Genomic DNA, 23695 nt, shown 5'->3' on the forward strand with positions numbered 1-23695 from the left:
TAAGCGAGGCGGCAGCACCAGCGACGGGCGCGAACCCCTCCCCCGCGGCATGCAAAAAGCACCCGCCCGCACCCCGGGCTCTAGGCGATGCGGGGTACAGGCGGGTGCGAAGCGAACTGAGCGATGTCGTTCTAGTCGACCAGGCGCGGGAACAGCGCGTCGCCCTTCTCGACCGGCTGGCCGCCGGCAAGGCCGCCCCATGCGCACGCTGCGACCAGATCGTCGGTCGCGGCCTCATCGGCGCACGAGATGCGACGCAGGGCCTCGGCGCTCGTGGTGGGCATGAACGGCGCGAGCAGATGGGCGGAGATGCGGATCGCCTCAAGCAGGTTATAGATCACGAACGCCAGCTCATCGGCGCGCGCCGGATCCTTGGCGAGCGCCCAGGGCTCGGAATCCTCGATGTAATGGTTGGCCGCGTGGATGAGCTCCATGGCCTCGTTGACCGCCTCGCCGTAGGCGAACGTCTCCATCTTGGCCGCATAGCGCTCGACCAGGCCGTCGGCGACCTGCGCGAGCGGGTTGGCGAACGCGTCGGTCGCGGCGGGCTTGGCCGGAGCGCAGCCGTCGAAGTACTTAGCGCTCATGTTCAGCGACCGCGACACGAGGTTGCCCCAGCTGTTGGCAAGGTCCGCGTTGTAGACCTGCTTCATGCGGCCGAACGAGATCGCGCCGTCGGAGCCGGGCACCACGTCGGTCATGAAGTAGTACCGGTAGCCCTCGACGCCCATGAGGTCGATGACCTCGCGCGGGGCGATGGCGTTGCCGCGGGACTTGGACATCTTCTCGGCTTTGCCGGTCTGCTCGTTTCGGACGGTCAAGAAGCCGTGGGCGAACACGTGCTCGGGCAGGGCCTCACCGATGGCCATGAGCATGGCCGGCCAGATCACGCAGTGGAAGCGAATGATGTCCTTGCCCACGATATGCGTCTGCGCGGGCCAACGGTATGCGAGCTCGGCGCGGGCCTCGTCGGTGTCCACGCCGTAGCCAACCGCCGTCATGTAGTTCAGAAGCGCGTCGAACCACACGTAGGTCACATGGCCGTCGCCGAACGGCAGCGGGATGCCCCAATCGATGTTGTTGCGGGAGACTGACAGGTCCTGCAGGCCGCCCTCGACGAACGTGCGAACCTCGTTCATGCGGAAATCGGGCTGCACGAAATCGGGGTGCTCGTCATAGAGCTTGAGCAGGCGGTCCTGGAACTCGGAGAGCTTGAAGAACCAGCTCTCCTCCTGAATGCGCTCGAGCGGACGGCCGCAATCCGGGCACAGGTGCTGGCCTTTGGTGCCGCGCTCCTCGTCGGCCTTCTCGACCTGGGTCTCGGTGAAGTAGGTCTCGTCGGGCACGCAGTACCAACCGTCGTAGTTGCCCTTGTAGATGTAGCCGGCCTCCTTCATGCGCTCCCACAGGTACTGGACCGCATGCTCCTGGCGCTTCTCGGTGGTGCGGATGAAATCGTCGTTGGAGATCTCGAGCTCCTCCCACAGCGCGTGGAACAGCGGAGCCTGGGAGTCGCACCACTCCTGCGGCGTCAGGCCGTGCGATGCCGCGGCCTCGGCGACCTTCTGGCCATGCTCGTCCATGCCGGTCAGGAACATGACGTCGTAGCCCATGGCGCGGCGGAAGCGCGCTTGGACATCGGCCATGATGGTGGAGTACGCCGTGCCCAGATGCGGGGCGGCGTTCACGTAGTAGATAGGCGTGGTGATGTAATAGGACGGTTTCGTGCTCATGACGCGCGGACCTCCCCCTCATTGACGTTGCAGTGGGTTCACAATCAATTCGCCATTGTAACGCAAACAGCACGGGCCCCTTCGGCTTGGGCAGAAAAAGGAGAGACCGCGGATGTTGCGGGACATGTGCGCCGTTAAGCGGGTGTCGTGCGCTATCTTTTCGGAATCGTGGTCAATTTACCCATCGAACCGGAGCTCGTCATCTAAGTGCTTAATATTAAACGTTATTATTCCGCCTGCTTCCAGAAGAGTAGCTGTGCCCTCTTGCCAGCCCTGCGGGAAAAGACGTCCCGAGCGCGCCAGTACGATATACATTATATTGTCTTTTTCTGCAGTCCAGAACGAACTTCCCGGTTCGACGGGTAAATTGGCCACGATCGGGAATCTATACCGAAAACTGCGCGACACGAACGGCCGAGAAACGCCGCTCGGCCGCCTTCTCGCCCGTCAGGCACCCCGCGGGCGCCCGCAACCCCAGCTTTCCTACCGCTGCTCGTCCATCTGCAAGATCAGGTTGTACACGTCGCGCTTCTTGCGGGAATACTGCTGCGCCAGGCGCTTCGAGAGCGCCGAGGTCGACTCGCCGGCGGCAAGCGCCTGCTCGATGTCGGCGCGAAGCGCCTCGTCGGGGTCGACATGCGCATCCGCCGCGACGGCACCGCAAAGACCGGACAGCTCGTCTGCCGTGGGCGGCGCCACGACGACGACCATCTCCCCTCGCAGCTCACCGCGCTCGCGCACCGCATCGGCAAGCTGCGGGGCCTTATCGCGCAGAACCTCCTCGTGCAGCTTGGTGAGCTCACGGCACAGCGCGACCGTGCGCGCGGGAAACACCTGCGCGATGGCATCGAGCGACGCCGCGACGCGGTGCGGCGACTCATAGAACAGCAGCGCGCCCGGTACCAGCGCAAGCTCTTGCAGGCGGCGTACGCGCTCGCCGTTCTTGCGCGGCAAGAACCCCTCGAAGAAGAAGTGCTCGCACGAGATGCCGCTCGCCACGAGCGCCGTCACGCACGCGGAGGGACCAGGGATGACCTCCACATCCGCCCCCGCCTCGCGCGCGGCATCGACCAGCACCTGGCCGGGATCGGACACGCTCGGCATGCCCGCATCGGAGGCGAAGGCGACAATCTCCCCCGCAAGCACCCGCTCCACGATCTCCGGGGCGCGCGCCGCGATGACGTTCTCGTCGCACCGGATGAGCGGGCGGGAGATCTCCAGGTGGGCCAAAAGCTTCGCCGTCACCCTGGTATCTTCGCAGCATATGGCGTCGGCCGCGCGGAACGCGTCGGCCGCGCGCGGAGTCAGGTCTCCGAGGTTGCCGATGGGAGTGCCCACGATATAGAGGCGCCCGGACTGCATGCCGAATACCCCCGCCTAGTCGATCATCGCGCGCTCAAGCGGCGAGAGCGCGACGCGCGCGTCCCACGCGGGGATGCGCTTCTCGGTCTTCCACGTCTGGAAAAACCAGCCCGCCGCCTCGCCGAAGCTGGCAAGCTCGCTCGAGATGAAGACGCGTTCGTACGCGTCGCGACCCTCCGGGGTCACCGTCGAGCTCGACATCACGGCGGCGGCGGACCACTCGCCCACGATTACCGGGAACCCGCAGGAACGCGCCTCCTTGATGAGTCGGCGGTTGCGCGCGACGGCCTGGGAGATGCCCTTGGGCGACGTGATGTCCACCGCGGTGTCGTCGCGGTAGTGGTACAGGTGCAGATCCATGTACACGTTCTGATACTTGGCGCCGCTCATGAAGCGCTTCCACATCTCGGGATGGCCCGAATCGGAGAACACCACGATCTTGTCCTCGGGCATGTGGGCCCGCACGAGCTCGTAGGCATCGCGGTAGTAATTGCGCAGGTAGTGGCTCGGAATGCCCTGCGTCACGTTGAAAAGGCCGCGCCGCACGCTCATGATCGGGGAGTCGAGCAGCTCGATGCCGAGCAGCGCCGGAGATGTGCCGTAGCGCTCGGCGAGCTTGCCCAAAACGTTCAGGGCGACATGGCGGCCGTTGGACGTCGAGTGCCAGTCCGCCGTGGTCTCGGGCGTGGTGGCGCTCTCGTTGGAGTCACCCTGCCCGCCGGGCACGGTCGCCAGGTCGAGCAGGACGGTCATATCGTACTTCTCGGCCCACTCCATGGCGCGGTCCACGTAATCGACCGCCGGGATGTGCGCGAGCGCATCGCTTTGCGAACCGAACACGTACCACGGCACCGGCAGGCGAACGGCATTGAAGCCGATGGCGGACATGCGGTTGAAATCGAATTCGCTGATGAACGTCTCGTAGTGCTGGCGCAGGCGGTCGCTGTACGTCGCAGAACCCATGGCCTGCTGCAGCTCGACGTCGTTCGAGGCCCCCGTTGCCGCGTACAGCGACGGGGTGACCCAAGGCTCAGGGATAAACCAGCCGGACAGATTGACGCCGCGGATTCTCTCTGCCATCCCGACCCCTCCTTGCGAGCGGAATAAAAAAGCGTCCGGCGTTTCCGCCGGACGCTCATCAATCAAAGGGTGGCCAGAAAGGGATTCGAACCCCTGACACGAGGATTTTCAGTCCTCTGCTCTACCAACTGAGCTATCTGGCCACATCGCCTGTCGCAAGCGACGGCTAGTACAGTTTAGCAAATGCCGAAATTGGGTCAAGGGGAAAATTCAGAAATTTCGGCACAGCGGAACCGTACGCCATCTCCGCAGGTCAACGAGCATGCTTCCCCATGCACCGTCTCCGAGCGCCCCTGACGGGGCTGCGCCCGCACATGCTCGCGGCGCCTCGTCTTGAGCACGGCACCAAGACACCCGCCCGCCGTCGGCCCCGAGCAGCGAGGCGCGCTCGAGCACCGCTTCCGCCCCGGGACACGACACCATCCGCCACGGACGCACGCCCTCGTACAGTGCCAGCACGCGCCCGCGCACGTCCACGCAGGCGATGTCCAGCGGGTAGCGCATGAAGCACGTATGGACCGACCGGCACGAGGGGAACGCCATGACCAGCGGCAGGCCGCCCCTCCCCACAGGGCCCCTCACCGTCATGCCGAGCAGCCTTGGCGCGAATCCACGCGCCACCACCAGCTCCGCAGGCCTCCAGCCCAGCTCATCGAGCGCGCGCTCAAGCGCTTCACGACCCTTCTCGCCTCGCATCGCTACATCACCACCCCGGGGCGCCACGGATCGATGACGACCGCGCGCTCGTGCTCCAGATACAGCGGCGCCCCCATGTCCACGCCGGCGATCGTCAGCGCGGACGGCCAGGGCGCATAGCGCATCACGCACCGGTAGGTCCGCGTGACGCCCACGAGCGTCAGCAGCGATCCCAGCCCCTGGTCGTCCTCCCCCTCGAGCACGACCTCGACCTCGACGCCGCACTCCGCCATCGCCTGCGCGAGCTGCTCTTCCACCGTCGTCGTCACGGCATCGGCGCCCCCGTCGCCCACCGGGGAGACGGCGTGCGCGAGCACCACGTCGGGCGCCACGCGGTCGAACCGCGCCACGGCCGAAGCGAACATCATCGCGTTGTAGGCAACCAGCGCGAGCACGATCAGCACGGGCGCGACGATCGCCATCTCCACGGTCGCCTGTGCCCGCTCCTCGCCCATCCAGCCCTTGAGCCCGCTCATCCTCCCACCGCCTCTATCACGTCTTTGACCCGAATCGTCAACGGGATCGACCCGCCCCACGGGAACTCGATCTCGCCCAGGCTGAACTCGTAGGAGGTGATCTCGGCCACGGGCATATACGTCAACGCCTCGGCGATGTCGCCGGGATCGGTCGTGCCGACCGGAATCCTGCGCACCAGCGACTGGACGTTGGACAGCGTGGGAATATCGGAGCGCGCGAGCACGTTCGTCGTGTCCGTGAGCACCGGCTTTCTGAGGCTCATGTCGACAGGCTGCAAGCCGAGCCCCTCAATCGCGGCGCCCAGGAGATCTTGCAGAAACGTGGCGATAGGGCCCAGCCCGATTCCTCCCGCACCGGCTACGAACTGGTCGAACAGCGAGGTGAGCCCCTCGCCGGCGGCGCTGTACCCCACGAGCAGGACGCCCCACAGGTCCATGACGGCGCCGAGGATGCCCGCCACGCCACCGAGCACGGCATTGCGCTCCAGCGAGGAGAAGAAGCTCGCGAGCACGTTGTTTTGCAGCGTCGCCTCGTCGCGGGCGAGCGCCGCCGCCGACACCGCCCCGCGCTCCCCCAGCTCGACCGCCTCCGAGAAATCGGTCTCGAGCAGCTCGGGCGACACGATCTCGCCCGAGCCGACCACCCCGATGCAGCCGTAGCGTCCCGGCGGGGCGATCTTGGGCCGAATCACGCTCAGCTCGTCGGCGATGTCCTGAAAGACGTTGCCTGCGTTTTCGGCCTCGTCCTTCGTTTGGCGCTCAAGCTCGAGCTCCCGGTTCCGGCACTCGACGTACGCATCGAGCGCCTTGGTGAACGCGCGCAGATGGTATTCGAAACCGTTGTCGATCGACGTCGATGCCGCTGGGGTCTTTCCCACGTCGCCCACGCCGAACGCGCATTCCGGGCACTCGACCGCGTTGCCGAGCTCGACATCTGCCAGCGAGAGCTGCGGCCCCGCGTCCCCCTTGGCGCCCGGGCAGTCGGTTCCGTAGTGCAGCGTGACGCCGCCGTCCTCTATCGTCGAGGGCCACATGGCGCGCCGGTACAGGGAGCTCTGGCGAATCTCCTCGGTGTTTCTCGGCAGCAGCGGCACCGTCGAGACCACATGGTCGCCGCGCAGCTCGACCGCGGCATCGCGCAGCTCATCGCGCGCGAACTGGTAGAACGCCCGACGCGCCGCCGAGTTCGCCTTCTCTTCGGTCGAGTTGTTCTTGGGCTTCTCGTTGCTCAGGCGCCAGCGGTAGTACGCACGCGCGCGGTCGAGCGCGATTTTTGGCTGCCAGCTCACGCTCGACTGGTAATCGGGATTCTCCATGGCGGACAGGCCCGAAAGGCTGGCCGCGCGCTCCTGCATGTTTTTGCCCGCCTTGCCGCAATCGGCGCGCCACGCCTCCTCTTTGGCCTCCGCGGTCTTCTTCGCGGCCTCCTGCATCTCCTGCGCCGATTCCTCGAGCTTCTCGCCCGCCTCCTCGAGCTCATCGGTCTCGACATCCTCCTCGAGCGCGCCGAAATCGGAATCGGACTTCCACGGCACGGGAATCGCGGTCCCCATATACGCGACCGCATCGGTCGTCTGCGCCATGCACGTCTTCGTCCCGTTGGCGGCGATGATCGCCGGCAGGGCCTTCTCGAGCTTCATGAGCGCCTTGCCCACGCTTTGCGAGAACGTGTTGCGCGTTTTCAGGATCTGTATCCCCTTGTGCAGCGTCTCGGCACCCGCCGCCTCCGCGCCGGGGATCAGCGTGAGCACGAGCCCCGTCCCCGAGGTGATGAACCCGGCGAGCCCCAGGCTCAGCACGCACGCGTCCATCACCGTCGCCGCCGTGCAGTACGATGACACCACGTTGGCGCCAGCAAGCGCGGTCGCGTCAGCGCTGACCTGCACATCTCCCGCACGCGACATGCTCCATGTCGCCGTGAGCGAGGAGAACAGCAGCGTCAGCACCACCAATATGGTGACCGCCGCCGCAAGCGTCGTGTACGCGCCGTCCTCTATGAACAGGTCGATGCCCCAGCGCACGCGGGCCGCTCCCCCGCCGGAGCCCTTCTCACGCCTCTTCTTCCTCCCACATCTCCATCCACGTCTCGTAATCGCCCTCCAGCCAGCTCGGACGTCCTTCATATGCCACCGTCACCTCCATCTCCACATCGCCGTAGATGTTCGTCTTGCCGAACGCCGAGGCGAACGCGCCGAGCACCGGCAACGGCGTCACGTACCCCTTGATCGACACGCCGACCGCCCCGCCGGTGTCCTCGGCGCGCGTGAGGCGGACGTCCCACGAGGCGGGCCCGCCCGCATGGAAGATGTCCAGATCGGGCACGGCCTGGAGACGACGCACTGCGAACGCCTTCAGCGTCATGTCGTTGTCCTCCTGCGCCGTGACCATCAGGCGCGCGGTCTCGGAGGCGGCCGACTCCATCACGCTGCGGGTGTAGAGCATGCACACCGGCTGCAGCGCCAACAGCAACAGCACCAGAAACGTCGGCAGCAGGAAGGCGGCCTCGACGGTCGCCTGCGCCGACCGCTCGCGCGCAAGCTCAGTACAGCAAGATGTCCAAGACGCCAAGCGGGTCGAGGCCGTGCGAGGCCGCATCCTCGACCAAGCGGGCGAACAGGCCCTGCTCGCCCGCTTTCCAGATGGCCGCCAGACCCAGCACGATCGCGAGCAGCATGCAGAACACCAATGCGTACTCGAGGGTCCCCTGGGCCCGCTGCTCCCCTGCGGCGCGCACGGCGAGACGCCGGATTTCGCGAACTCCGCGGTCGATTGCCCCCATCTCCTCATCCCGCCCTCCTAGCTATCCGGTATCTCCGCCCGCAGGCGGACGATATGCACATCCGTCTCGCTTCGCTCCTCGTTGGACGCCAGATACACCATGTCGACCCACTCCCGGCCGCCCTGGACCAGCGCCACCCAGACGTTCCCCGCGAGGTCGAGGTATCCGCTGCTCATGAGCTCGGCCTCGGGAAGCTCCGCATAGGCGTACAGCACATCCTGCGCGGGCCCGACCAGATCGCGCTGCTCGGACCATCGCACCGCCGCGCCCTGGGCTCCCTTTTCGGCACCGGCGCCAAGATCGGATATGAACGAATCGGCGGATGACTCGACGGCCTTCTCCATCACGACCTCCGCCCGCTCGAACATCCGCTCGACATCGGAATCGACCGTCTCGACGGCGCTCCGCTCGCCCGGGGCGTCCTCAGCCCGCTGCCCGGTCGCTTCAGACGAGGAGGGCGCGACGATATCCGCCACGCCCTGAGTCCACCACAGCGCCCCAAGCGCCACGGCAAGGCATGCGGCCGGCAGCGCGAAAAGCGCCCACCGCATGCGACGAGGCCCGACGCCCCTATCCGACCGCACCGGTCGCTTCCGTGACGCCGTCCTCGATCGCCGTCCACATGTCGCCGATCATGGGGCCGACCGCCGTTATCGCAGCGATGGCCACAACCACCAGCACCGCGACCAAGATCGCGTACTCCATGGTGCCCTGCGCCCGCTCCTCGCGAAGCAGCGTCCCGACCTCGGCCGCCTGCGTCCGCACGCACCCGATCAGCTTCGTCATCCGTTCCATATGAACCCTCCTTACCTCATGCCGCCCCGCTCGATGCGATGAGCGGCCCCACGATAGACAGCAGCAGCGCCGGCAAGATGAGCACGCCGGTGGGGATCAGCATCTTGACCGGAGCCCGCTCGATCTCGCGCTCCACGGCCGCACGGTGCGCCGCGCGCATCTCGTGCCCCTGCCGTGCCAGTGTGTCGGCAAGCGGTGCCCCCAACGCATGGGCCTGCCCGACCGACACCGCAAACGACTCGAGCTGCCGCACCTCGACGTCGCGCGCCACGGCCATGAGGCCCTCCTCCCTCGTCTCCATGCCCATCTGCCAGCCCAGGCGGGCGCGCGCCATACGCGACGCGAGCGCGTCGCGGCTGTGTTCGCAATACATTCCCAGCGCGGCATCGAACGACAACCCCGCGGACAGCCCGAGCCTGATCACGTCGACCATCTCGGATACCTGCCCCAGCGTCACCGTCGCGCCCGCCGCCCTTCCTCTGCGCGCCGCACGCAGCGCGTCCACGCGCGCGGCGCTCGCCCGCATCGACCCCAACAGCCTCCGCCCATCCAGCTCCAGCACGAACCACGCGCAGAGCGCAACCGACAAACCAACGGCGCCCACCCATAGAACCTGTTGCATACCGACCTCCTCTCACAGCTCGACCTTCATGATCTTGTGGATTACGACGAGCGCCGCCACGTTGAGCACCAGCGCCAACGCAACCGATGCCGCACCGATCGGCATCGCCAAGCCGGCGCGGAAATCCTGGGAGATCAGCGAGAGCACCGCCAGCATCCCGACCGGCATGCAGGCGACCAGCCGTGCCGACAGACGTGCCTGCGACGTCTTGACGTCCAGCATCCGGCGCAGCTCGATGCGCGCGCTGACCATACGCGTCGCCTCCGCGAGCAAATCCTTCAGCGGGGCGCCCGTTCTCTGGGAGACCTTGAGGGCGAGCACCACCAGGTCGAGCCCCGGGGCGCGCAGGCGCGCCAACATGGCGTCGAGCGCATCCACCGCCGAGATCCCGCAATCCACCGCGAACGAGACACGCATGAACTCCGAGCGGACGGGCTCCTCGGCATGGCTCCCCACGTAGCGCATGGCCTGCGACAGGGAGTGACCCGACCCCAGCGATATGGCGAGCGCCCCGAACGCCTCGGGCATCGCCTCCTCCAGACGGCCCGCCTCGCGATGGGCCCTGCGCGATGACAGCACCACCAGGACCACCGAGGGCAGCGCCAATCCGATCGGCAGCGCCGGCAGCGCATGCGCCACCACCGATACGACCACGCCGGACACCGCGCTCATCATCACGACCAGCCCCAGAAGCGTCGCGTCGTCCGCACTCCCAAGCGGGCGCGTCCGGCCCCACGCCGCAAAGCGCAGCTCGCCCAACGCGCGCGCAACGGGTACGACGGAGGAGCTCTTGCCGCCCAGCAGCGCCGACCCCAGGCGCCGGGCCATCCCGCATAAAGATTCGAGCGGCGTGGCGGCCGTCTGGAGCACATAGGGGGTGGCGGCACTCGCACCTGCCGTCACCAGCGCCATGCCCGCGCTCACCATGACGAGCGCGCCTACGCAGCAGGACACAAGGACCTCCATCGCTCCACCTCCTCCCTGCTCAACAAACCCGACCGCAGCCCCTCCTCGATAAACGGCGGCTCGCATACGAGCTCCCACGTCCGCGTCGCCGCATCGAAGGCCACGTACTCGGTCAGCTCCACGCCGCCGCCCTCCGCGCGCGACACGCCGGCAAACGAGGAGACGTAGCGCCGCCCGCCCGGCAGGCGCGCCGACATGACGATGCCGTCGAGGGCCATCGCGATCTGCTCTTCGATCAGGTCCCCCGGCAGGTCGATGCCGTAGCGCGCCAGAAGCGTCAGGCGCACGATCGCCTCGCGGGCGGAGCCCGCGTGCAGCGTCGTCAGCGAGCCGTCGTGGCCAGTGCTCATGGCCTGCAGCATGTCGATGCACTCGGCGCCGCGCACCTCTCCGACCACGATGCGGTCGGGCCTCATGCGCAGCGCGTTGGTCACCAGGTCGCGGATGCTCACCGCGCCCTCGCCCTCGATCGACGCCTCGCGCGCTTCCAGACGGACCACATGCGGGTGCCGCGAGAACTTGAGCTCGGCGGAATCCTCGATGGTCACGATGCGCTCCCCGAGGCCGATCTCGCACGACAGCGCGTTGAGCAACGTGGTCTTGCCCGAGCCGGTACCCCCTGCCACCGCCAGATCCTGCCTGAGCGACACCGCGCACGACAGCAGCCTTGCGTACCAGTCGGGCAGCGAACCCATCTCGACGAGCTGAGCCAGCGAGCTGATGCGGTCCGAGAACTTGCGGATCGTCAGCGTCGGACCGTCGATGGCGATGGGAGGGATGACCGCGTTCACGCGGTAGCCGCTCGGCAGACGGGCGTTCACCAGCGGGCTGCGCTCGTCCACGCGCCTGCCGAGCGGCGAGATGATGCGATCGATGATGATGCGGATCTGCTCGTCGTTCTCGAACACGTCGGGCATGGGATGCAGCGTTCCGCCGCGCTCGAAAAACGCCGACGTGCAGCCGTTCACCATGATCTCGGTCACGCTCTCGTCGTCGAGCAGCGGCTGCAGGGGGCCGAGCCCCACCACGTCGTCAAGCACCTCGTTGATGATGCGCGCACGGTCCGCCGCGTCGACCTCCGCCGTCTCGCTCGTGTTGAGCACCGCCTCGATCACCGGCCGAAGCTCCTCGCGCGACCGCGCGGCATCCGCTGCGTTGGCCATGCGCGCGACCTCGGCAAAGCCCATGCGCTCCATCATCTCGCGCTTAACCGTTCGCTTGACCTCGCGCAGGCGCTCGTCCATCAGGCCTTCCAGGCCCTCGACGCCCTCGTCGTCGAAGCGCTCCGCGCGCCTCACGCGCTCGAGAACGCTCATTGCCCCGCCCCTTCCTCATGCTTCCAGGGCAGTTTGATGCGAGAGCGCGAGCCGTTCTGCGCGCCGAGCGCCTGCTGCTGGCCCTCCCACCCCTCCAAGGGGCAACCGAGCTCCTTGAGCAGACCGTAGGTCGTCGTCTGCACGTCGCGGGTAAATGGGTTCGAGGTGGCCATGAGGTCGCCGAGCTTGCCGAACGACAGCAGGTCGTGCACCGTCTGGCCCCCATCGGAAATGCGCGCACGCGAGCGCAGGGCGACCGCCATCTCAAAGCGCATGGCGCGCTCCTCGTCGCAGCCGGGAGCTCCGAACCGATTGAACAGGCATGTCATGCGCGTCTTGGGAACCCCGATGCGCGTGGCCAGGGCGACGGCGCGCACCGTGGAGGTCTCCGCCGAGACGCTGCCGCTCCCCACCACCAGGCAGCGGTTACAGCTCGACACGGCCGACGCCACCGCATCTCCCCAGAATACCGACGTGTCGGCGAAGATCACATCGGCCTCGTGGCGCAGCACGCCGATCAGCTCCTCGACGGGAGCCGCCATGAGCTCCGCGTACTCGGGGGCAAAGCACGGCCCCCACAGGGTGAGTCCCGGGGCGATCCGCATCGCCGTCGCCTCGATCATCTCCTGGGAGCATACCGGCTTGCCGTCGGCATCGACCAGCCGCCCCAGGTCGCACACCCGCTCGACCCCCATGAGGTTGTGCAGGTTTCCAAACATCAGATCAAGATCGACGACCGCCGCGCGCAACCCCATCTGCGCCGCCTGCCACGCCATGGCCGAAACAACCGTCGTCTTTCCGCACCCACCCAAACCGGAGATGGCGACCACCAACGGTGCGCCGCCGACCTCCGCCCCGCCAGTTCTTGGCGAAAACGTCACCGCGTCCGGCACCGGTCGCGACGCCGTCGCATCCTCCCCGGGCTCCGCGGCACCGCCATCTGCAGGCTTGGGCTCGCAGGCATCTCGCGCAACGGGCTTTCCGCCCCCATCGGCCCGGTCAGGCGCGTCCGGCGCCGTCGGTCCGGCCGAGACGGGTCGCGCATCCGCGCCCTCCGTCTTCTTGTCATCGGAATCACCCGGCGTCCGCGCATACGCGTCTTCCCCGATATCCTCGCGCGCAGGCTCGGCACACTCCCACGGCGGAACTTCGAGCTCGAGGTCATCGCCGCTTGCACGCTCCGGCCGCAGAACTGGCTCGGGACCCTCTCCCGCACACGCCCTTTCGCCGTCGCCGTCAACACACACGTCTCCAACAGCGATGACCTCGGTTGCTCCTGCAAAAAAGAGGCGGGCGATGAGCCCCGCATCCGCCTCGTCGACAAACGCCAGAACGGTCTCGGCGCGCTCCAGGCGCACCAGGTTCTCGATAGCTCCCTCAGCGTCCTCGCCATCATGCACGCAGACCGCCGCACCGGCGGCGATCCCCGCCATGACCTGTGCCACCGCGAGCAGGCTCGCCGCATCATCGACGCGCAGCAGCCGTGCGCCCGCATCGCGCGCCTCGATCTCGTGCCGAACCCGGGGCGCCTCGCTCCCGTTGCAGCACGCCAGCCACATCGATCCCATCAAGCATCACCACGCTTCTCTTCCACGGAAGCCCCCTCGTCTTCTGACGAGCCGACAGAGCCCCCATCCCTACTTTCTTCACGGTGCGCATCCTCATCGGTCTGATCCGAGGACGCCTCGCTGACCGCATCGCCACCAGATGCCCGCTCGGTATCGCCCGCATCGGTTGCCGCCGAATCGTCCTCGTCAGCGGCGTCATCCGATACGCCGCCGTCCCGTCCGGGAGCGACCAGCGTGATCTGGCCGGCGGACATCGCCGCGAGCACCTCGGACACCCGCTCGGGATCGACCGCCAGCGTCACCCAGCTCAGATCGCCGCCGCCCTGGGCGAGCGCGCTTGTGTCCAGCACGCGCGCCGACAGCAGGCGGTCGGCGATCTCGGCATCGGACACGTACACATCCACCGTGTCGCCGCGCGCGAGCGATCCGCCCACCGCATGCTGCGGATCGCTCGCCACGCACACCGCGACCTTGTCGGCAGGAATCTCCAGCGAGCCGGATTGCGTCTCGAAATAGACCGGTGAGAGTACTGCCCGCTCGGGGATGTGCGAGGTCGCGACGCGACCGGCGACATCGCCCAGCGAAGTCATGGCCTCGGGAGGCAGCAGGCTGGTCACCCACTCCTCGACGACCACGTTCCCCTCGTCGATCATGTCGCCCGGTTCGATGTTGCGCGAGGCCACGCAAACGGCCACGAGCTCGCCGCCATAGCGCGCGAGGGCCTCCTGCTGCGCAGCCTGCGCCTCCTGTCGCACCGACGAGGCGTAGGCCAGCGCTACGACAGCCGCCGCGATTCCCGTAACCACGCTGATCGCGAGCCTGACACTGCGTTTCACGAAGCGCTCCCCTCATCGGCACCTGCTGGGTATCCGCCACGCGCATCGCCTGTTCGGTCCTGCCGTGCGGAACGATTCAATTGTCCGAGGGGATCGAAGGGTCATCCGAATCGAAAAAAGAAAGTCCCTCGCCATCTGACGAGGGACTTTCCCATATCAAACAGACGTGTTAGATGTCCGTAAGGAATGGGTCATTTGGGGACGGGTTCGTTCCAACCCATCGGCGGCAGCGCAAGCCGCCGATGGGTTGGAACGAACCCGTCCCCAAATGACCCATTCATTGGTCGGTGTTTCCCTAGAGCTTGATGTCGGGGTCGAGGCTCTGCGCGCTGACGCGCATCTCGGATGCGAGCGCGAGGAAGGCCTCGAGGCGGATGCCGTCGATGTCGCCGGCCTGCTGGGCCTCGCGCACGGCGCAGCCCGGTTCATGCGTATGCGTGCAGTCGTTGAACCGGCACGCGCGGGCCGCCACGACGATCTCGGGGAACGCGCGGGCAAGGCCGCGCTCATGCCCCACCAGCGGAAGGCTGCGCAGGCCGGGCGCATCGGTCATCACGCCGCAGGGTTCGGGCAGCGCCACCATCACGCGCGCGACGGTGGTATGGCGTCCCGCATCGTCGCGCTCGCGCACCTCGCCCGTAGCCATGGCCTCGTGCCCGAGCAACGCGTTGAGCAGCGTCGACTTGCCCGCACCCGATTCGCCCAGAATCATGGCGCAGGTGCCGTGCGGCACGCAGAGACGAATCTCGTCCAGGCCCGTCCCCTCCATCGAGGACGTGACGATGACCCGCACCTCGGATCCGACAAGACGCCTCGTATCGGCCAAGATGGATGAGAGCTCGTCCGCGTCGCAGCGATCGGCCTTGGTGAAGACGACCACCGGCTCGGCGCCGCAATCGTAGGCGAGCACAAGGGAGCGGGCGATACGGTCGCGGACGAGCGTCGAGGTGTCGCGGGAGGCGCCGAGCGGCTGCACGATGAAGATCGTATCGACGTTGGCGGCGAGCACCTGCCTCTCACCGCGGTTTTTGCCCCGCCACCGCTCGAACGAGGTCCTGCGCGGGAGCACGCGCTCGATCACGCCCATATCGTGGCCGGGGGCCAGCCGAACCGTCACGACGTCGCCGACCGCAGGAAGCAGGCGCTCCCCCTCGGAGCGCCCCTTGGCGAAGCTCACCGCGTGCTCGGCGCGGAACACGCGCTCTGCGGTCGCGACGAGCGGGAACCCGCGGTCGAGGCGCACGACGCATCCCATGTGCATCTCGGAGGCCGCCTGCGCATCCGTCGCCGCGAGCGCAGCGCAGAACGACTCGTGCGCGGCCCGCTGCGCATCGTCGATATGCATGTCGGCGAAGGTGGGCACATCGTGCAACGCATCGACCTGCGGCAGCGTCGCCATCATGGCAGCCGTGTCGACGGGCGCTGCATGCGACCGGCGCTTGCCCTTTGCCTTGTTCTTGCCCATAGGAGCCCCTCCGCTCGAAAGACGACATCGCCCAGTGTAACGCAAGGGAAGCACTGATTAACTGCGTTCGCGCCGGGCTGCCGCGCCTACCCATGGGGACGGGCGCGTGAGCATCACTCCTGCCGCCCAGGCACCCGTGCGGGCGGACCTATGAGCATTCACTACTCGCTCAGTGGAGCCTCCACTCACGGTCCGTTGGCGGACGCTTTGATGTGATCGCAGGCTAAACACGCGGACCTGAAGAACACAAAAAGGCGGGCGGCTTCAGCCTTTTCGCCATGAAAGGAGGAAAAGTGGCAAAAAAGCTGAGGTCCGCCCGCCTCAGGGGAGAGAAAGCAGGTTCTGGGAGACGCCTCGTCTCGCTACCTCTATGGTAGGAGCTTTATCGTGCTTCTTCGTGTCCTTACGGTGTGCACGTGTCCTTGCGGTGTTCTTGATTCCCGTATCCGATCATGGTTCAGACTATAGGCGGGCGCCACGCCCCGTCCCATGGTCTGCAAACCATCTTTATGCACCCGTGGAATGTTCCCTCACGCCACTCGACGGAGCCCTACGCACGCTGAAGCTCCTGCGGACCCGGGTCGTATTCGCGAACCTGACGCACGCGCTCGCGCAGGAAGTCTCCCCAGACCGTCGCATCCCGGTACGGCTGGCCCTCATCCGTATAGGTTCCCGCGCAATCCATGATCTCGATCTGGTTGGGGTGGCTCGGCAGCGCGATATCGACCGGAATGGCAGCGATGCGCTCGGCATCGTCGATGAAGCGCGTGCGCAGCGCCGGGGTGAGGTAGGCGCTTGTCCGGTAATAGTCGTCGTTCATGGTGTTCGCGCCCACGCCGCCATGCATGGCGACGGTATACCGCTCGCCGTTCGCGGGGTTTTCGACTTCCCAGAAAAATGACGTGCAGCCGCAGGTGTGGCCAGGCGTCAGCAGCGTGCGCACCGATATGTCCCCCAGCTCGACGGGATGCTCGTCCGAGAAGTAGCCATCAACCTCAAACGGCTGCGCATGCAGGCGCGCATCGAGATGCGTCGTCTCCTCTGGGCAGGCGCGCATGAACTCGGTGTCCTCGCGGCTCATGAGGACCTTGGCACCCGTGAGATGCGCCAGCATACCGGCCGCGCCGCAGTGGTCGACGTGCGCGTGGGAGATGAGGATGAGCTTGATATCGGAGAGCTGGTATCCCAGCTTGTGGACCGAGTCGATCAGCAAAGGACAGGTCTCCGACACCGCCGTGTCGATCAGGATGCATCCCGCGCCCGTATCGATGAGATAGCAGCCGACCCAGCGCTGACCGGCTACATAGTACGTGCGCGGGGCAACCTGGAACGGCTCGACCGCAAGCTCCCACGGACGCTCGGATGCGCGGGCGAACACGCCCGGAATCGGCGGCGTGCAACGAAACGGCATAGGGCCCTCCCCCTCATACGCAGGCGGAACATGCCGCCTGCTGCCTTAAGAAAAAACCGGGCGCCCCGATGCGGGGCGCCCGGCAGACGGCAAAGACGTCTTGATCGACACTTAGCCTTGGAGCTTCATGTCGTTGACCATCTCGTACCACTCGGCGATACCGGAGTGGTCGTCCTTCTCGTGGCCATGGGCCTTGAGGGACTGCATGATCTCCATCGCGAGCGAGGAGAACGGCACGGAGACGTTCACGCCGTGAGAGGTGTCCATGACGTTCTGCAGGTCCTTGATGTGGAGCTCGATGCGGAAGCCAGGGGTGAAGTCGCCGTCGAAGATCTTCTGGGACTTCTGATCCATGACCGTGGAGCCGGCCAGACCGGAGCGGATGGCCTGGTAGACGCGGGAAGGATCGACACCGGCCTTCTTGGCGAGGGAGTAGGCCTCGGCGACACCGGCGATGTTGATGGCGACGATCATCTGGTTGGCGAGCTTGGTGATGTTACCAGCGCCGACCTCGCCCACGAGGGTGACCGTGGAGGCCATGGTCTTGAGCAGGTCCTCGTACTTGGCGAAGACCTCCTCCTTGCCGCCGACCATGACGGCGATGGTGCCGTCGATGGCCTTGGGCTCGCCGCCGGAGACGGGGGCGTCCAGGAAGTCGACGCCGATCTCCTCGAGGCGCTTAGCGAAGTCGCGGCTCGCCAGCGGAGCGATGGAGCTCATGTCGATGACGCACTTGCCAGCGGAAAGACCCTCGGCGATGCCGTTCTCGTTGAAGAGCGCGGCCTCGACGTGCGGGGAGTTGGGGAGCATGGTGATGATGACGTCGGACTTCTCAGCGACCTCCTTGCCGCTTGCGCAGGCAACGCCGCCGAGCTCGACGAGGTCGTTCGCGCGCTCGATGTTGAAGTCGAACGCATAGACCGTGTGACCAGCCTTCTGGACGTTGATGGACATGGGCTTGCCCATGATACCCAGACCGACAAATCCTACATTCATACTGCTGTCCTTTCTTTTCATTACAACAGCCTGCCTATGTTCACGCCCGCAAAACGCGGGCGGGAACCCCAAAGGGATTCAGAGAGCCTGCAGCACCGTTATTCTGCAGAGGAGATCGCGGACGCTTCCTGGGACTCGTGCTCGGCGCGGAGCTTGGATCCCAGCAGCAGCGCGCGAATGGCGTTCTCGCCCGCAATCGGCACGAGCGTATCGGCGTGCGCGATGCTCTCGGCGAGCGTGATCGGGCCCGTGGCGATGGAGAGCACCAGGTCGATGCCCTCGTCATATACGGTACCCAAATCGTCGGCACGTCCGCCGACGACCGCGACCACCGGGATGCCGTGGCGCTTGGCGCGCTTGGCCACACCTATGGGTGCCTTGCCAAACGCCGATTGGGAGTCCATGCGGCCCTCGCCCGTGATCACCAAATCAACACCGTCCATGGCGTCCTCGAGCCCGATGAGATCGAGCAGCGTCTCGATGCCGCGCTGGATGCGCGCGCCGCAGAACGCGACGAGCGCCGCGCCGAGGCCGCCGGCAGCACCCGAACCGGGCACCGCGTCGACCGCACGGCCGACCGTGGCGTTCATGATCTCGGCATAGCGGGCCATCCACGCATCGAAGTGAGTCGTCTGATCGGCGGGGATGCCCTTCTGCGGACCGAACACGCACACGGCACCATCCGGACCCGTCAGCGGGCTCGTCACGTCCGTCAGCGCGACGACCTCGATGCCGTCGAGCTTATCGGTCATCTGGGAGCAATCGATCGACGCGAGCTCGCCCAGCCCGACCAGACCGCAAGGGATGTCCTCGCCGTCCGCGTTCAAAAAGCGAATGCCGAGCGCCTTGGCCATGCCGGCGCCGCCGTCACTTGTAGCCGAACCGCCCAAACCGATATAGATGCGCTTGGCTCCATGGTCGATGGCATCCAGCATGACCTGTCCGACGCCCCAGGTGGAAGCGCGCAGGGCATTGTCGCTGTTCTGCTCGATGAGCGTGATGCCGCTCGCCTCAGCCATCTCCAGAATCGCGGTGTCCTCGCCGATGAAGCCGTAGTGGGCGCACACGGTGTCGCCAAGCGGTCCGGAGACCTCGACCTCGCGCATCTCGCCGCCCACGCCGGAGACGATGGCCTCGACCGTGCCCTCGCCGCCGTCGGCGATGGCGAACTTGCGGACCTCGCAGTCGGGAACGACGCGATGGATGCCCTGCTCGAGCAGATCGGCGATGCCGAGGCTCGAAACGGACCCCTTGAACGAGTCAGACGCGATCAAAACGGATAGCTTGTCCATGGAAACCTCCTCTCGAAAGTTGAAGCTGTGCTTGAGCCTATGTACCGGCCAAAGCGGCCGCAGGAACATCAAAATGCGCGGGGCGCCATATAGGCAGGGACACGCCCCGCGCTAGATGAGGAAGGCCGGTCGCCCAAGGCGACCGGCAAGGAAAAGGGAGAGCTAGTCGAGGTAGCCACCGGCGCGCATGGCCGCCTTCATGCCCTCGAGCGCAGCGCCGTCGGCGGGCTCGGTGGGCAGCACGGACGGACCGGCGTTCATGCCCATGAGGTTGGCCATGTCCTTGGTGGCAGCCGGGAAGCTGGCGGCGTCCTGGGACAGACGAATCGGGTTGAGCTTGGTCTGGTACTCAAGGGAGCCCTTGTAGTCGCCCTCCACGAACTTGTCGTAGATGCCGCAGACCAGCTCGGGGTACATGTTGGACGTGGAGCACACCGCACCCACGGCGCCGCAGCACAGAGCCGGGAACACAACGGTGTCCTTGCCGGCGAACACGGCGAAGTCGATGTCATCGGTCAGGCGGATGAGCTCCTGGAGGTTCGTGATGTCGCCCGAGGAGTCCTTGATGCCCACGATGTTCTCGCAGTCATGCGCGATGCGGGAGATGGTGTTGCGCGTCATGGCGTAACCGGCGCGACCGGGGTTGCTGTAGATGAGCACCATCGTGTCGGGGATGGCGTCGGCAACCGCCTTGAAGTGGTGGTAGTTGGCCTCCTCGGTGGGATGGATGAACATCGGGGTGAGCACGGAGACCGCGTCGACGTTCAGCTCGGCGGCGCGCTTGGCGAGCGTGACGGCCTTGGAGGTGCGGATGTGGCCGACACCGAAGAACACCGGCACGCGACCGGCGGCGCGCTCGACGATGGCACGGGTGGCCTCGATCATCTCGTCGTCGTCGAACATGTAGAACTCGGAGTTGGACCCGAACGCCAGGATGCCGTCGACACCGTGCTCGATGACGTAGTCGACCTGATCGCACAGGCGCGCGATATCGATCTTGCCGTCATAGGCATCGGTAACCGGGGTGATGATGGGGACGACGATGCCCTTAAGGCGCTCGACATCGAACTTGCTTGCCATTCGTGCTCCAATCTCGCGCATTTACCGAAAAAATGACGGTTCGTGCTTGACACATCTAGTTATATGGGATATTCGCCTCTCGAACTATGGTATACGCGACGAGAGGCACAGGGCACCGGCACCGGAACCGTGTTCCGCGTACCAGTTTGGCGCGCTGCGCGGTGCCGGCGCCCAGAGCGGTTAGCGAACCAGGCAGGGGCGCTTGCCGTCGAACTTCCAGCCGGGGATGAGGTACTGCATGGCGATGGCGTCGTTGCGCGTACCGAGGTCATTCTCGACGTAGAGCTGATGCGCCTTCTCGAGCGCGTCGCGGTCGATCTCGATGCCGAGGCCGGGCACGTCGTAGGGCACCGCGATCTCGCCGCCCTCGATCTTGGGCGGGTTCTTGGTGAGGAACTGGCCGTCCTGCCAGATCCAGTGCGTATCGCAGGCGTTGTAAAAGCCGGGCGCGGCGGCAGCGCAGTGGGCGACCATCGCGAGCGAGATGTCGAAGTGGTTGTTGGAGTGGACGCCCCAGGTGAGGTCCATGTCGTGGCAGAGCTGCGCGACGCGGGCAGCGCCCTGCATGGTCCAGAAGTGCGGGTCGGCCAGCGGGATGGACACGGAGTCGAGACGGATGGCGGCCTTCATCTCGCGCCAGTCGGTCGCGACCATGTTGGTCGCGGTGGGCAGGCCGGTCAGACGATGGAACTCGGCCATGGTCTCACGCGCGGAGAAGCGGCCTTCCGCACCGCAGGGATCCTCGCAGTAGGTCAGGATGCCGACCATGTCCTTGCAGTTCTCGACAGCCTCGGCGAGCGACCAGGCGCCGTTGGGGTCGAGGTCGATGCGGGCGTTCGGGAACTCCTTCTTGAGGGCGCGGATGGCCTCGAGCTCCTCGGGGCAGGAGAAGACGCCGCCCTTGAGCTTCCAGTCCTTGAAGCCGTAGCGCTCATAGGCGGCCTTGGCGAGCTCGACGATGGCCTCGGGCGTGAGGGCCTCGTCGCGGCGGATGCGACCCCAGGCGTCGGAATCGTCGTCGTCGTGGATGTAGGGCAGGTCGGTCTTGTTGCGGTCGCCCACATAGAACAGATAGCCGAGGAAGCGCACGGAGTCGCGGACCTGGCCGTCACCGAGCAGGGAGGCCACGGGCACGTTCAGGTGCTTGCCGAGGATGTCGAGCAGCGCGGTCTCGATGGCGGTCTGGACGTGCACGGTGGTGCGCAGGTCGAACGTCTGGTTGCCGCGGCCGCCGGCGTCGAGCGAGGCGTACTTGTCGTGGATGGACTTGACGATGTTCTTGTACTGACCGATGGGCTGGCCGATGACCAGGTCGTCGATCTCGTTCAGGACCTCGGTGATCTTGGTGGAACCGGGGACCTCGGAGATGCCCTCGACACCCTCGGAGTCGGTCAGGATCACGATGTTGCGCGTGAAGTACGGACCGTGGGCGCCAGAGAGGTTCAGCAGCATGCTGTCATAGCCGGCAACGGGATAGACTTCGATTTTCTCAATTGTGGGTACCATAAGGACTCCTCCTGTTCGGCGACCGGGATCACTGCCGGTCGAGATGATGGTTCTAAATCTACCGCCCTGGTGCAGGCGCTCCCATATTCGATAGGACATAAGCCGCAGATGCAGCGCGACACAAGATGTTCTGCGTACTATTCTAGCAGGTCATCAGGGGTAAAATTGCCCATCGGGAGCGGGCGCGACACGTCTTTGGGAACAGAGGCGGGACCGTTCGCGGAAAAATGCGGCCCCTCCCCGATTGGGTCGTCCCGCGCCGCCTGGACGACGCGGGACGACCGTTTCCGCATGCGTGCTAGCGCACCATGGCCGGACGATGCGGGTCGTAGGTCCAGCCGGGGATGAGCGCGTTCATGCCGCGCGCGTCATCGCGCGTGCCGCAGCCGTTGTCCACATAGAGCTTGTGGGCGGCGTCCAGCTTGGCGCGGTCGAGATCGATGCCCAGGCCGATGCTGTCGCGCGGCACCGTGAGGCAGCCGTCGTGGAACTGCGGGGCCGTCTTGCCCAGATGCTGGCCGTCCTGCCACATGTAATGCGTATCGCAGGCGTTCACGAAGCCGGGCGCCGCGGCGGCGGCGTGCGCGACCATCATGAGCGAGATGTCGAAGTGGTTGTTGGAGTGGACGCCCCAGGTGAGGTCCATCTCATGGCAGAGCTGCGCCACGCGCACGCATCCCTGCATGGTCCAGAAGTGCGGGTCGGCCAGCGGGATCGTGACGGAGTCCAGGCGGATGGCCGCCTTCATCTCGCGCCAGTCGGTGTCGATCATGTTGGTGGCCGTGGGCAGGCCCGTCTGACGATGGAACTCGGCCATGGTCTCGCGACCGGAGAAGCGGCCTTCCGCACCGCAGGGATCCTCGCAGTAGGTCAGCACGCCCACCAGGTCGCGGCAGACCTCGACGGACTCGGCGAGCGACCAGGCGCCGTTGGGGTCGATGGTGATGCGGGCCTCGGGGAAGCGCTCCTTCAGGGCGCGAATGGCGCGGATCTCCTCGCGCGCGGGGAACACGCCGCCCTTGAGCTTGAAGTCATGGAACCCGAAGCGCTCGGCTGCAGCCTCGGCCTGGTGCACGATGGCCTCGGGCGTGAGCGCCGGGTCGCGGCGGATGCGGCCCCACTCGTCGGAGTCGTCATCGTCGTGCAGGTACGGGCCGCCCACGACGTTGCGGTCTGCGACATAGAACAGGTATCCGAGGAAGCGCACGTCCTCGCGCACCTGGCCGTCACCGAGCAGCGCGGCGACGGGCACCTCGAGATGCTTGGCCAACAGATCGAGCATGGGGGTCTCGATGCCGGTGATGACGTTGGTGACCTTGGAGAAGATCTGGGCGTGCGCCGTCTGGGCCCCGCCGGCGGCGGCAGCGGCGGCCATGTTGGCGCTCAGGAACTCCTGGGCCTCGAGCAGCGTCTGCTTGAAGCGGCCGAGTGGCTTGCCCTCGACAAGCGGGATCAGGCTCTCGAGACGCTTGGTGATCACCTCGCCGCCGGGGACCTCGCCCACGCCGGTGTAGCCGGCCGAGTCGGTCAGCACCACGATGTTGCGCGTGAAGAACGGCTCGTGCACGCCGGCGAGGTTCAGAAGCGGGCTGTCATAGCCAGCGACCGGCACGACCTCCATGCGTTCGATCTTGACGTCCATGCGATACTCCTTTCCTTGCAGAAGGACCCGGCGCGGCCAAACACCCTCCCGCGCCCGCCTTCCGCGAAACAAAA

At 66.3% G+C, this 23695-nt stretch carries 22 protein-coding genes and 1 tRNA gene; all 23 read right to left on the minus strand.

The genetic code is table 11. The features are described 5' to 3' along the window. Window positions 1–131: 131 nt before the first annotated feature. Window positions 132–1733, minus strand: coding sequence for a methionine--tRNA ligase (gene metG, locus B5F74_RS07685; RefSeq protein WP_087201389.1), 1602 nt, complete (start codon window positions 1731–1733; stop codon window positions 132–134). A gap of 483 nt (window positions 1734–2216) precedes the next feature. Beyond that, on the minus strand, window positions 2217–3095 hold the full coding sequence (gene rsmI / locus B5F74_RS07690) for a 16S rRNA (cytidine(1402)-2'-O)-methyltransferase (RefSeq protein ID WP_087201391.1): 879 nt from the start codon (window positions 3093–3095) through the stop codon (window positions 2217–2219). A gap of 15 nt (window positions 3096–3110) precedes the next feature. After that, the gene (locus B5F74_RS07695; protein ID WP_066830117.1) at window positions 3111–4175 is read right to left on the minus strand and encodes a cellulase family glycosylhydrolase; all 1065 of its coding nucleotides are present in this window, start codon (window positions 4173–4175) and stop codon (window positions 3111–3113) included. 70 nt (window positions 4176–4245) lie between these two features. Further along, window positions 4246–4318, minus strand: a tRNA-Phe gene (locus tag B5F74_RS07700). A gap of 67 nt (window positions 4319–4385) precedes the next feature. After that, window positions 4386–4871, minus strand: coding sequence for a DUF192 domain-containing protein (locus B5F74_RS07705; RefSeq protein WP_087201393.1), 486 nt, complete (start codon window positions 4869–4871; stop codon window positions 4386–4388). A 2-nt stretch (window positions 4872–4873) separates the two neighbouring features. Then, entirely contained in the window at window positions 4874–5347 is a 474-nt protein-coding gene (locus B5F74_RS07710) for a hypothetical protein (RefSeq protein ID WP_087201395.1), read from the minus strand. After that, window positions 5344–7368, minus strand: coding sequence for a hypothetical protein (locus tag B5F74_RS07715; RefSeq protein WP_087201397.1), 2025 nt, complete (start codon window positions 7366–7368; stop codon window positions 5344–5346). Before B5F74_RS07715 ends, B5F74_RS07710 begins: the two co-directional genes overlap by 4 nt. Window positions 7369–7396: 28 nt before the next feature. Beyond that, window positions 7397–7915, minus strand: coding sequence for a TadE/TadG family type IV pilus assembly protein (locus tag B5F74_RS07720; RefSeq protein ID WP_239283416.1), 519 nt, complete (start codon window positions 7913–7915; stop codon window positions 7397–7399). Beyond that, window positions 7887–8126 (minus strand): hypothetical protein, encoded by a 240-nt coding sequence (locus B5F74_RS07725; protein WP_066830136.1) that lies wholly within the window; start codon window positions 8124–8126, stop codon window positions 7887–7889. Before B5F74_RS07725 ends, B5F74_RS07720 begins: the two co-directional genes overlap by 29 nt. Before the next feature lie 17 nt (window positions 8127–8143). Beyond that, window positions 8144–8677, minus strand: a complete 534-nt coding sequence (locus B5F74_RS07730) for a hypothetical protein (RefSeq protein ID WP_087201401.1) — start codon at window positions 8675–8677, stop codon at window positions 8144–8146. Between the two features lie 19 nt (window positions 8678–8696). Then, window positions 8697–8921, minus strand: a complete 225-nt coding sequence (locus B5F74_RS07735) for a class III signal peptide-containing protein (protein ID WP_239283417.1) — start codon at window positions 8919–8921, stop codon at window positions 8697–8699. A gap of 16 nt (window positions 8922–8937) precedes the next feature. Beyond that, window positions 8938–9543, minus strand: a complete 606-nt coding sequence (locus tag B5F74_RS07740; RefSeq protein ID WP_087201403.1) for a type II secretion system F family protein — start codon at window positions 9541–9543, stop codon at window positions 8938–8940. 12 nt (window positions 9544–9555) lie between these two features. After that, window positions 9556–10509 carry a type II secretion system F family protein gene (locus B5F74_RS07745; protein WP_239283418.1) on the minus strand — a complete coding sequence of 318 codons (954 nt, stop codon included), beginning with the start codon at window positions 10507–10509 and terminating at the stop codon, window positions 9556–9558. Beyond that, entirely contained in the window at window positions 10482–11753 is a 1272-nt protein-coding gene (locus B5F74_RS07750) for an ATPase, T2SS/T4P/T4SS family (protein WP_239283423.1), read from the minus strand. Before B5F74_RS07750 ends, B5F74_RS07745 begins: the two co-directional genes overlap by 28 nt. A 68-nt stretch (window positions 11754–11821) precedes the next feature. Then, on the minus strand, window positions 11822–13393 hold the full coding sequence (locus B5F74_RS07755) for a P-loop NTPase (RefSeq protein ID WP_087201409.1): 1572 nt from the start codon (window positions 13391–13393) through the stop codon (window positions 11822–11824). After that, a complete protein-coding gene (gene cpaB / locus B5F74_RS07760) occupies window positions 13393–14229 on the minus strand; it encodes a Flp pilus assembly protein CpaB (protein WP_087201411.1) in 837 nt (278 codons plus the stop codon). Before cpaB ends, B5F74_RS07755 begins: the two co-directional genes overlap by 1 nt. 295 nt (window positions 14230–14524) lie before the next feature. Beyond that, the gene (rsgA, locus tag B5F74_RS07765; RefSeq protein WP_087201413.1) at window positions 14525–15694 is read right to left on the minus strand and encodes a ribosome small subunit-dependent GTPase A; all 1170 of its coding nucleotides are present in this window, start codon (window positions 15692–15694) and stop codon (window positions 14525–14527) included. 550 nt (window positions 15695–16244) lie between these two features. After that, a complete protein-coding gene (locus B5F74_RS07770; protein ID WP_087201415.1) occupies window positions 16245–17105 on the minus strand; it encodes an MBL fold metallo-hydrolase in 861 nt (286 codons plus the stop codon). Between the two features lie 111 nt (window positions 17106–17216). Continuing rightward, complete coding sequence (gene garR, locus B5F74_RS07775) at window positions 17217–18101, minus strand: 2-hydroxy-3-oxopropionate reductase (RefSeq protein ID WP_087201416.1); 885 nt, start codon at window positions 18099–18101, stop codon at window positions 17217–17219. Window positions 18102–18199: 98 nt separating this feature from the next. Beyond that, complete coding sequence (locus B5F74_RS07780) at window positions 18200–19393, minus strand: glycerate kinase (protein WP_087201419.1); 1194 nt, start codon at window positions 19391–19393, stop codon at window positions 18200–18202. 162 nt (window positions 19394–19555) lie between these two features. Beyond that, window positions 19556–20473, minus strand: coding sequence for a dihydrodipicolinate synthase family protein (locus tag B5F74_RS07785; protein WP_087201421.1), 918 nt, complete (start codon window positions 20471–20473; stop codon window positions 19556–19558). Window positions 20474–20653: 180 nt separating this feature from the next. Continuing rightward, a complete protein-coding gene (locus tag B5F74_RS07790; RefSeq protein WP_087201423.1) occupies window positions 20654–21979 on the minus strand; it encodes an enolase C-terminal domain-like protein in 1326 nt (441 codons plus the stop codon). 298 nt (window positions 21980–22277) lie between these two features. Further along, entirely contained in the window at window positions 22278–23621 is a 1344-nt protein-coding gene (locus B5F74_RS07795; RefSeq protein ID WP_066830178.1) for an enolase C-terminal domain-like protein, read from the minus strand. Between the last annotated feature and the right edge of the window lie 74 nt (window positions 23622–23695).

Source organism: Collinsella sp. An271 (assembly GCF_002159695.1).
GTDB classification, from domain to species: Bacteria; Actinomycetota; Coriobacteriia; order Coriobacteriales; family Coriobacteriaceae; genus Collinsella; species Collinsella ihumii.

Coding starts and splice junctions, on each gene's coding strand:
- metG (WP_087201389.1), bottom strand. CDS start 1,733: ATGAGCACGAAACCGTCCTATTACATCACCACGCCTATCTACTACGTG.
- rsmI (WP_087201391.1), bottom strand. CDS start 3,095: ATGCAGTCCGGGCGCCTCTATATCGTGGGCACTCCCATCGGCAACCTC.
- B5F74_RS07695 (WP_066830117.1), bottom strand. CDS start 4,175: ATGGCAGAGAGAATCCGCGGCGTCAATCTGTCCGGCTGGTTTATCCCT.
- B5F74_RS07705 (WP_087201393.1), bottom strand. CDS start 4,871: ATGCGAGGCGAGAAGGGTCGTGAAGCGCTTGAGCGCGCGCTCGATGAG.
- B5F74_RS07710 (WP_087201395.1), bottom strand. CDS start 5,347: ATGAGCGGGCTCAAGGGCTGGATGGGCGAGGAGCGGGCACAGGCGACC.
- B5F74_RS07725 (WP_066830136.1), bottom strand. CDS start 8,126: ATGGGGGCAATCGACCGCGGAGTTCGCGAAATCCGGCGTCTCGCCGTG.
- B5F74_RS07730 (WP_087201401.1), bottom strand. CDS start 8,677: ATGCGGTGGGCGCTTTTCGCGCTGCCGGCCGCATGCCTTGCCGTGGCG.
- B5F74_RS07735 (WP_239283417.1), bottom strand. CDS start 8,921: ATGGAACGGATGACGAAGCTGATCGGGTGCGTGCGGACGCAGGCGGCC.
- B5F74_RS07740 (WP_087201403.1), bottom strand. CDS start 9,543: ATGCAACAGGTTCTATGGGTGGGCGCCGTTGGTTTGTCGGTTGCGCTC.
- B5F74_RS07745 (WP_239283418.1), bottom strand. CDS start 10,509: ATGGAGGTCCTTGTGTCCTGCTGCGTAGGCGCGCTCGTCATGGTGAGC.
- B5F74_RS07750 (WP_239283423.1), bottom strand. CDS start 11,753: ATGGACGAGCGCCTGCGCGAGGTCAAGCGAACGGTTAAGCGCGAGATG.
- B5F74_RS07755 (WP_087201409.1), bottom strand. CDS start 13,393: ATGGGATCGATGTGGCTGGCGTGCTGCAACGGGAGCGAGGCGCCCCGG.
- rsgA (WP_087201413.1), bottom strand. CDS start 15,694: ATGGGCAAGAACAAGGCAAAGGGCAAGCGCCGGTCGCATGCAGCGCCC.
- B5F74_RS07770 (WP_087201415.1), bottom strand. CDS start 17,105: ATGCCGTTTCGTTGCACGCCGCCGATTCCGGGCGTGTTCGCCCGCGCA.
- garR (WP_087201416.1), bottom strand. CDS start 18,101: ATGAATGTAGGATTTGTCGGTCTGGGTATCATGGGCAAGCCCATGTCC.
- B5F74_RS07780 (WP_087201419.1), bottom strand. CDS start 19,393: ATGGACAAGCTATCCGTTTTGATCGCGTCTGACTCGTTCAAGGGGTCC.
- B5F74_RS07785 (WP_087201421.1), bottom strand. CDS start 20,473: ATGGCAAGCAAGTTCGATGTCGAGCGCCTTAAGGGCATCGTCGTCCCC.
- B5F74_RS07790 (WP_087201423.1), bottom strand. CDS start 21,979: ATGGTACCCACAATTGAGAAAATCGAAGTCTATCCCGTTGCCGGCTAT.
- B5F74_RS07795 (WP_066830178.1), bottom strand. CDS start 23,621: ATGGACGTCAAGATCGAACGCATGGAGGTCGTGCCGGTCGCTGGCTAT.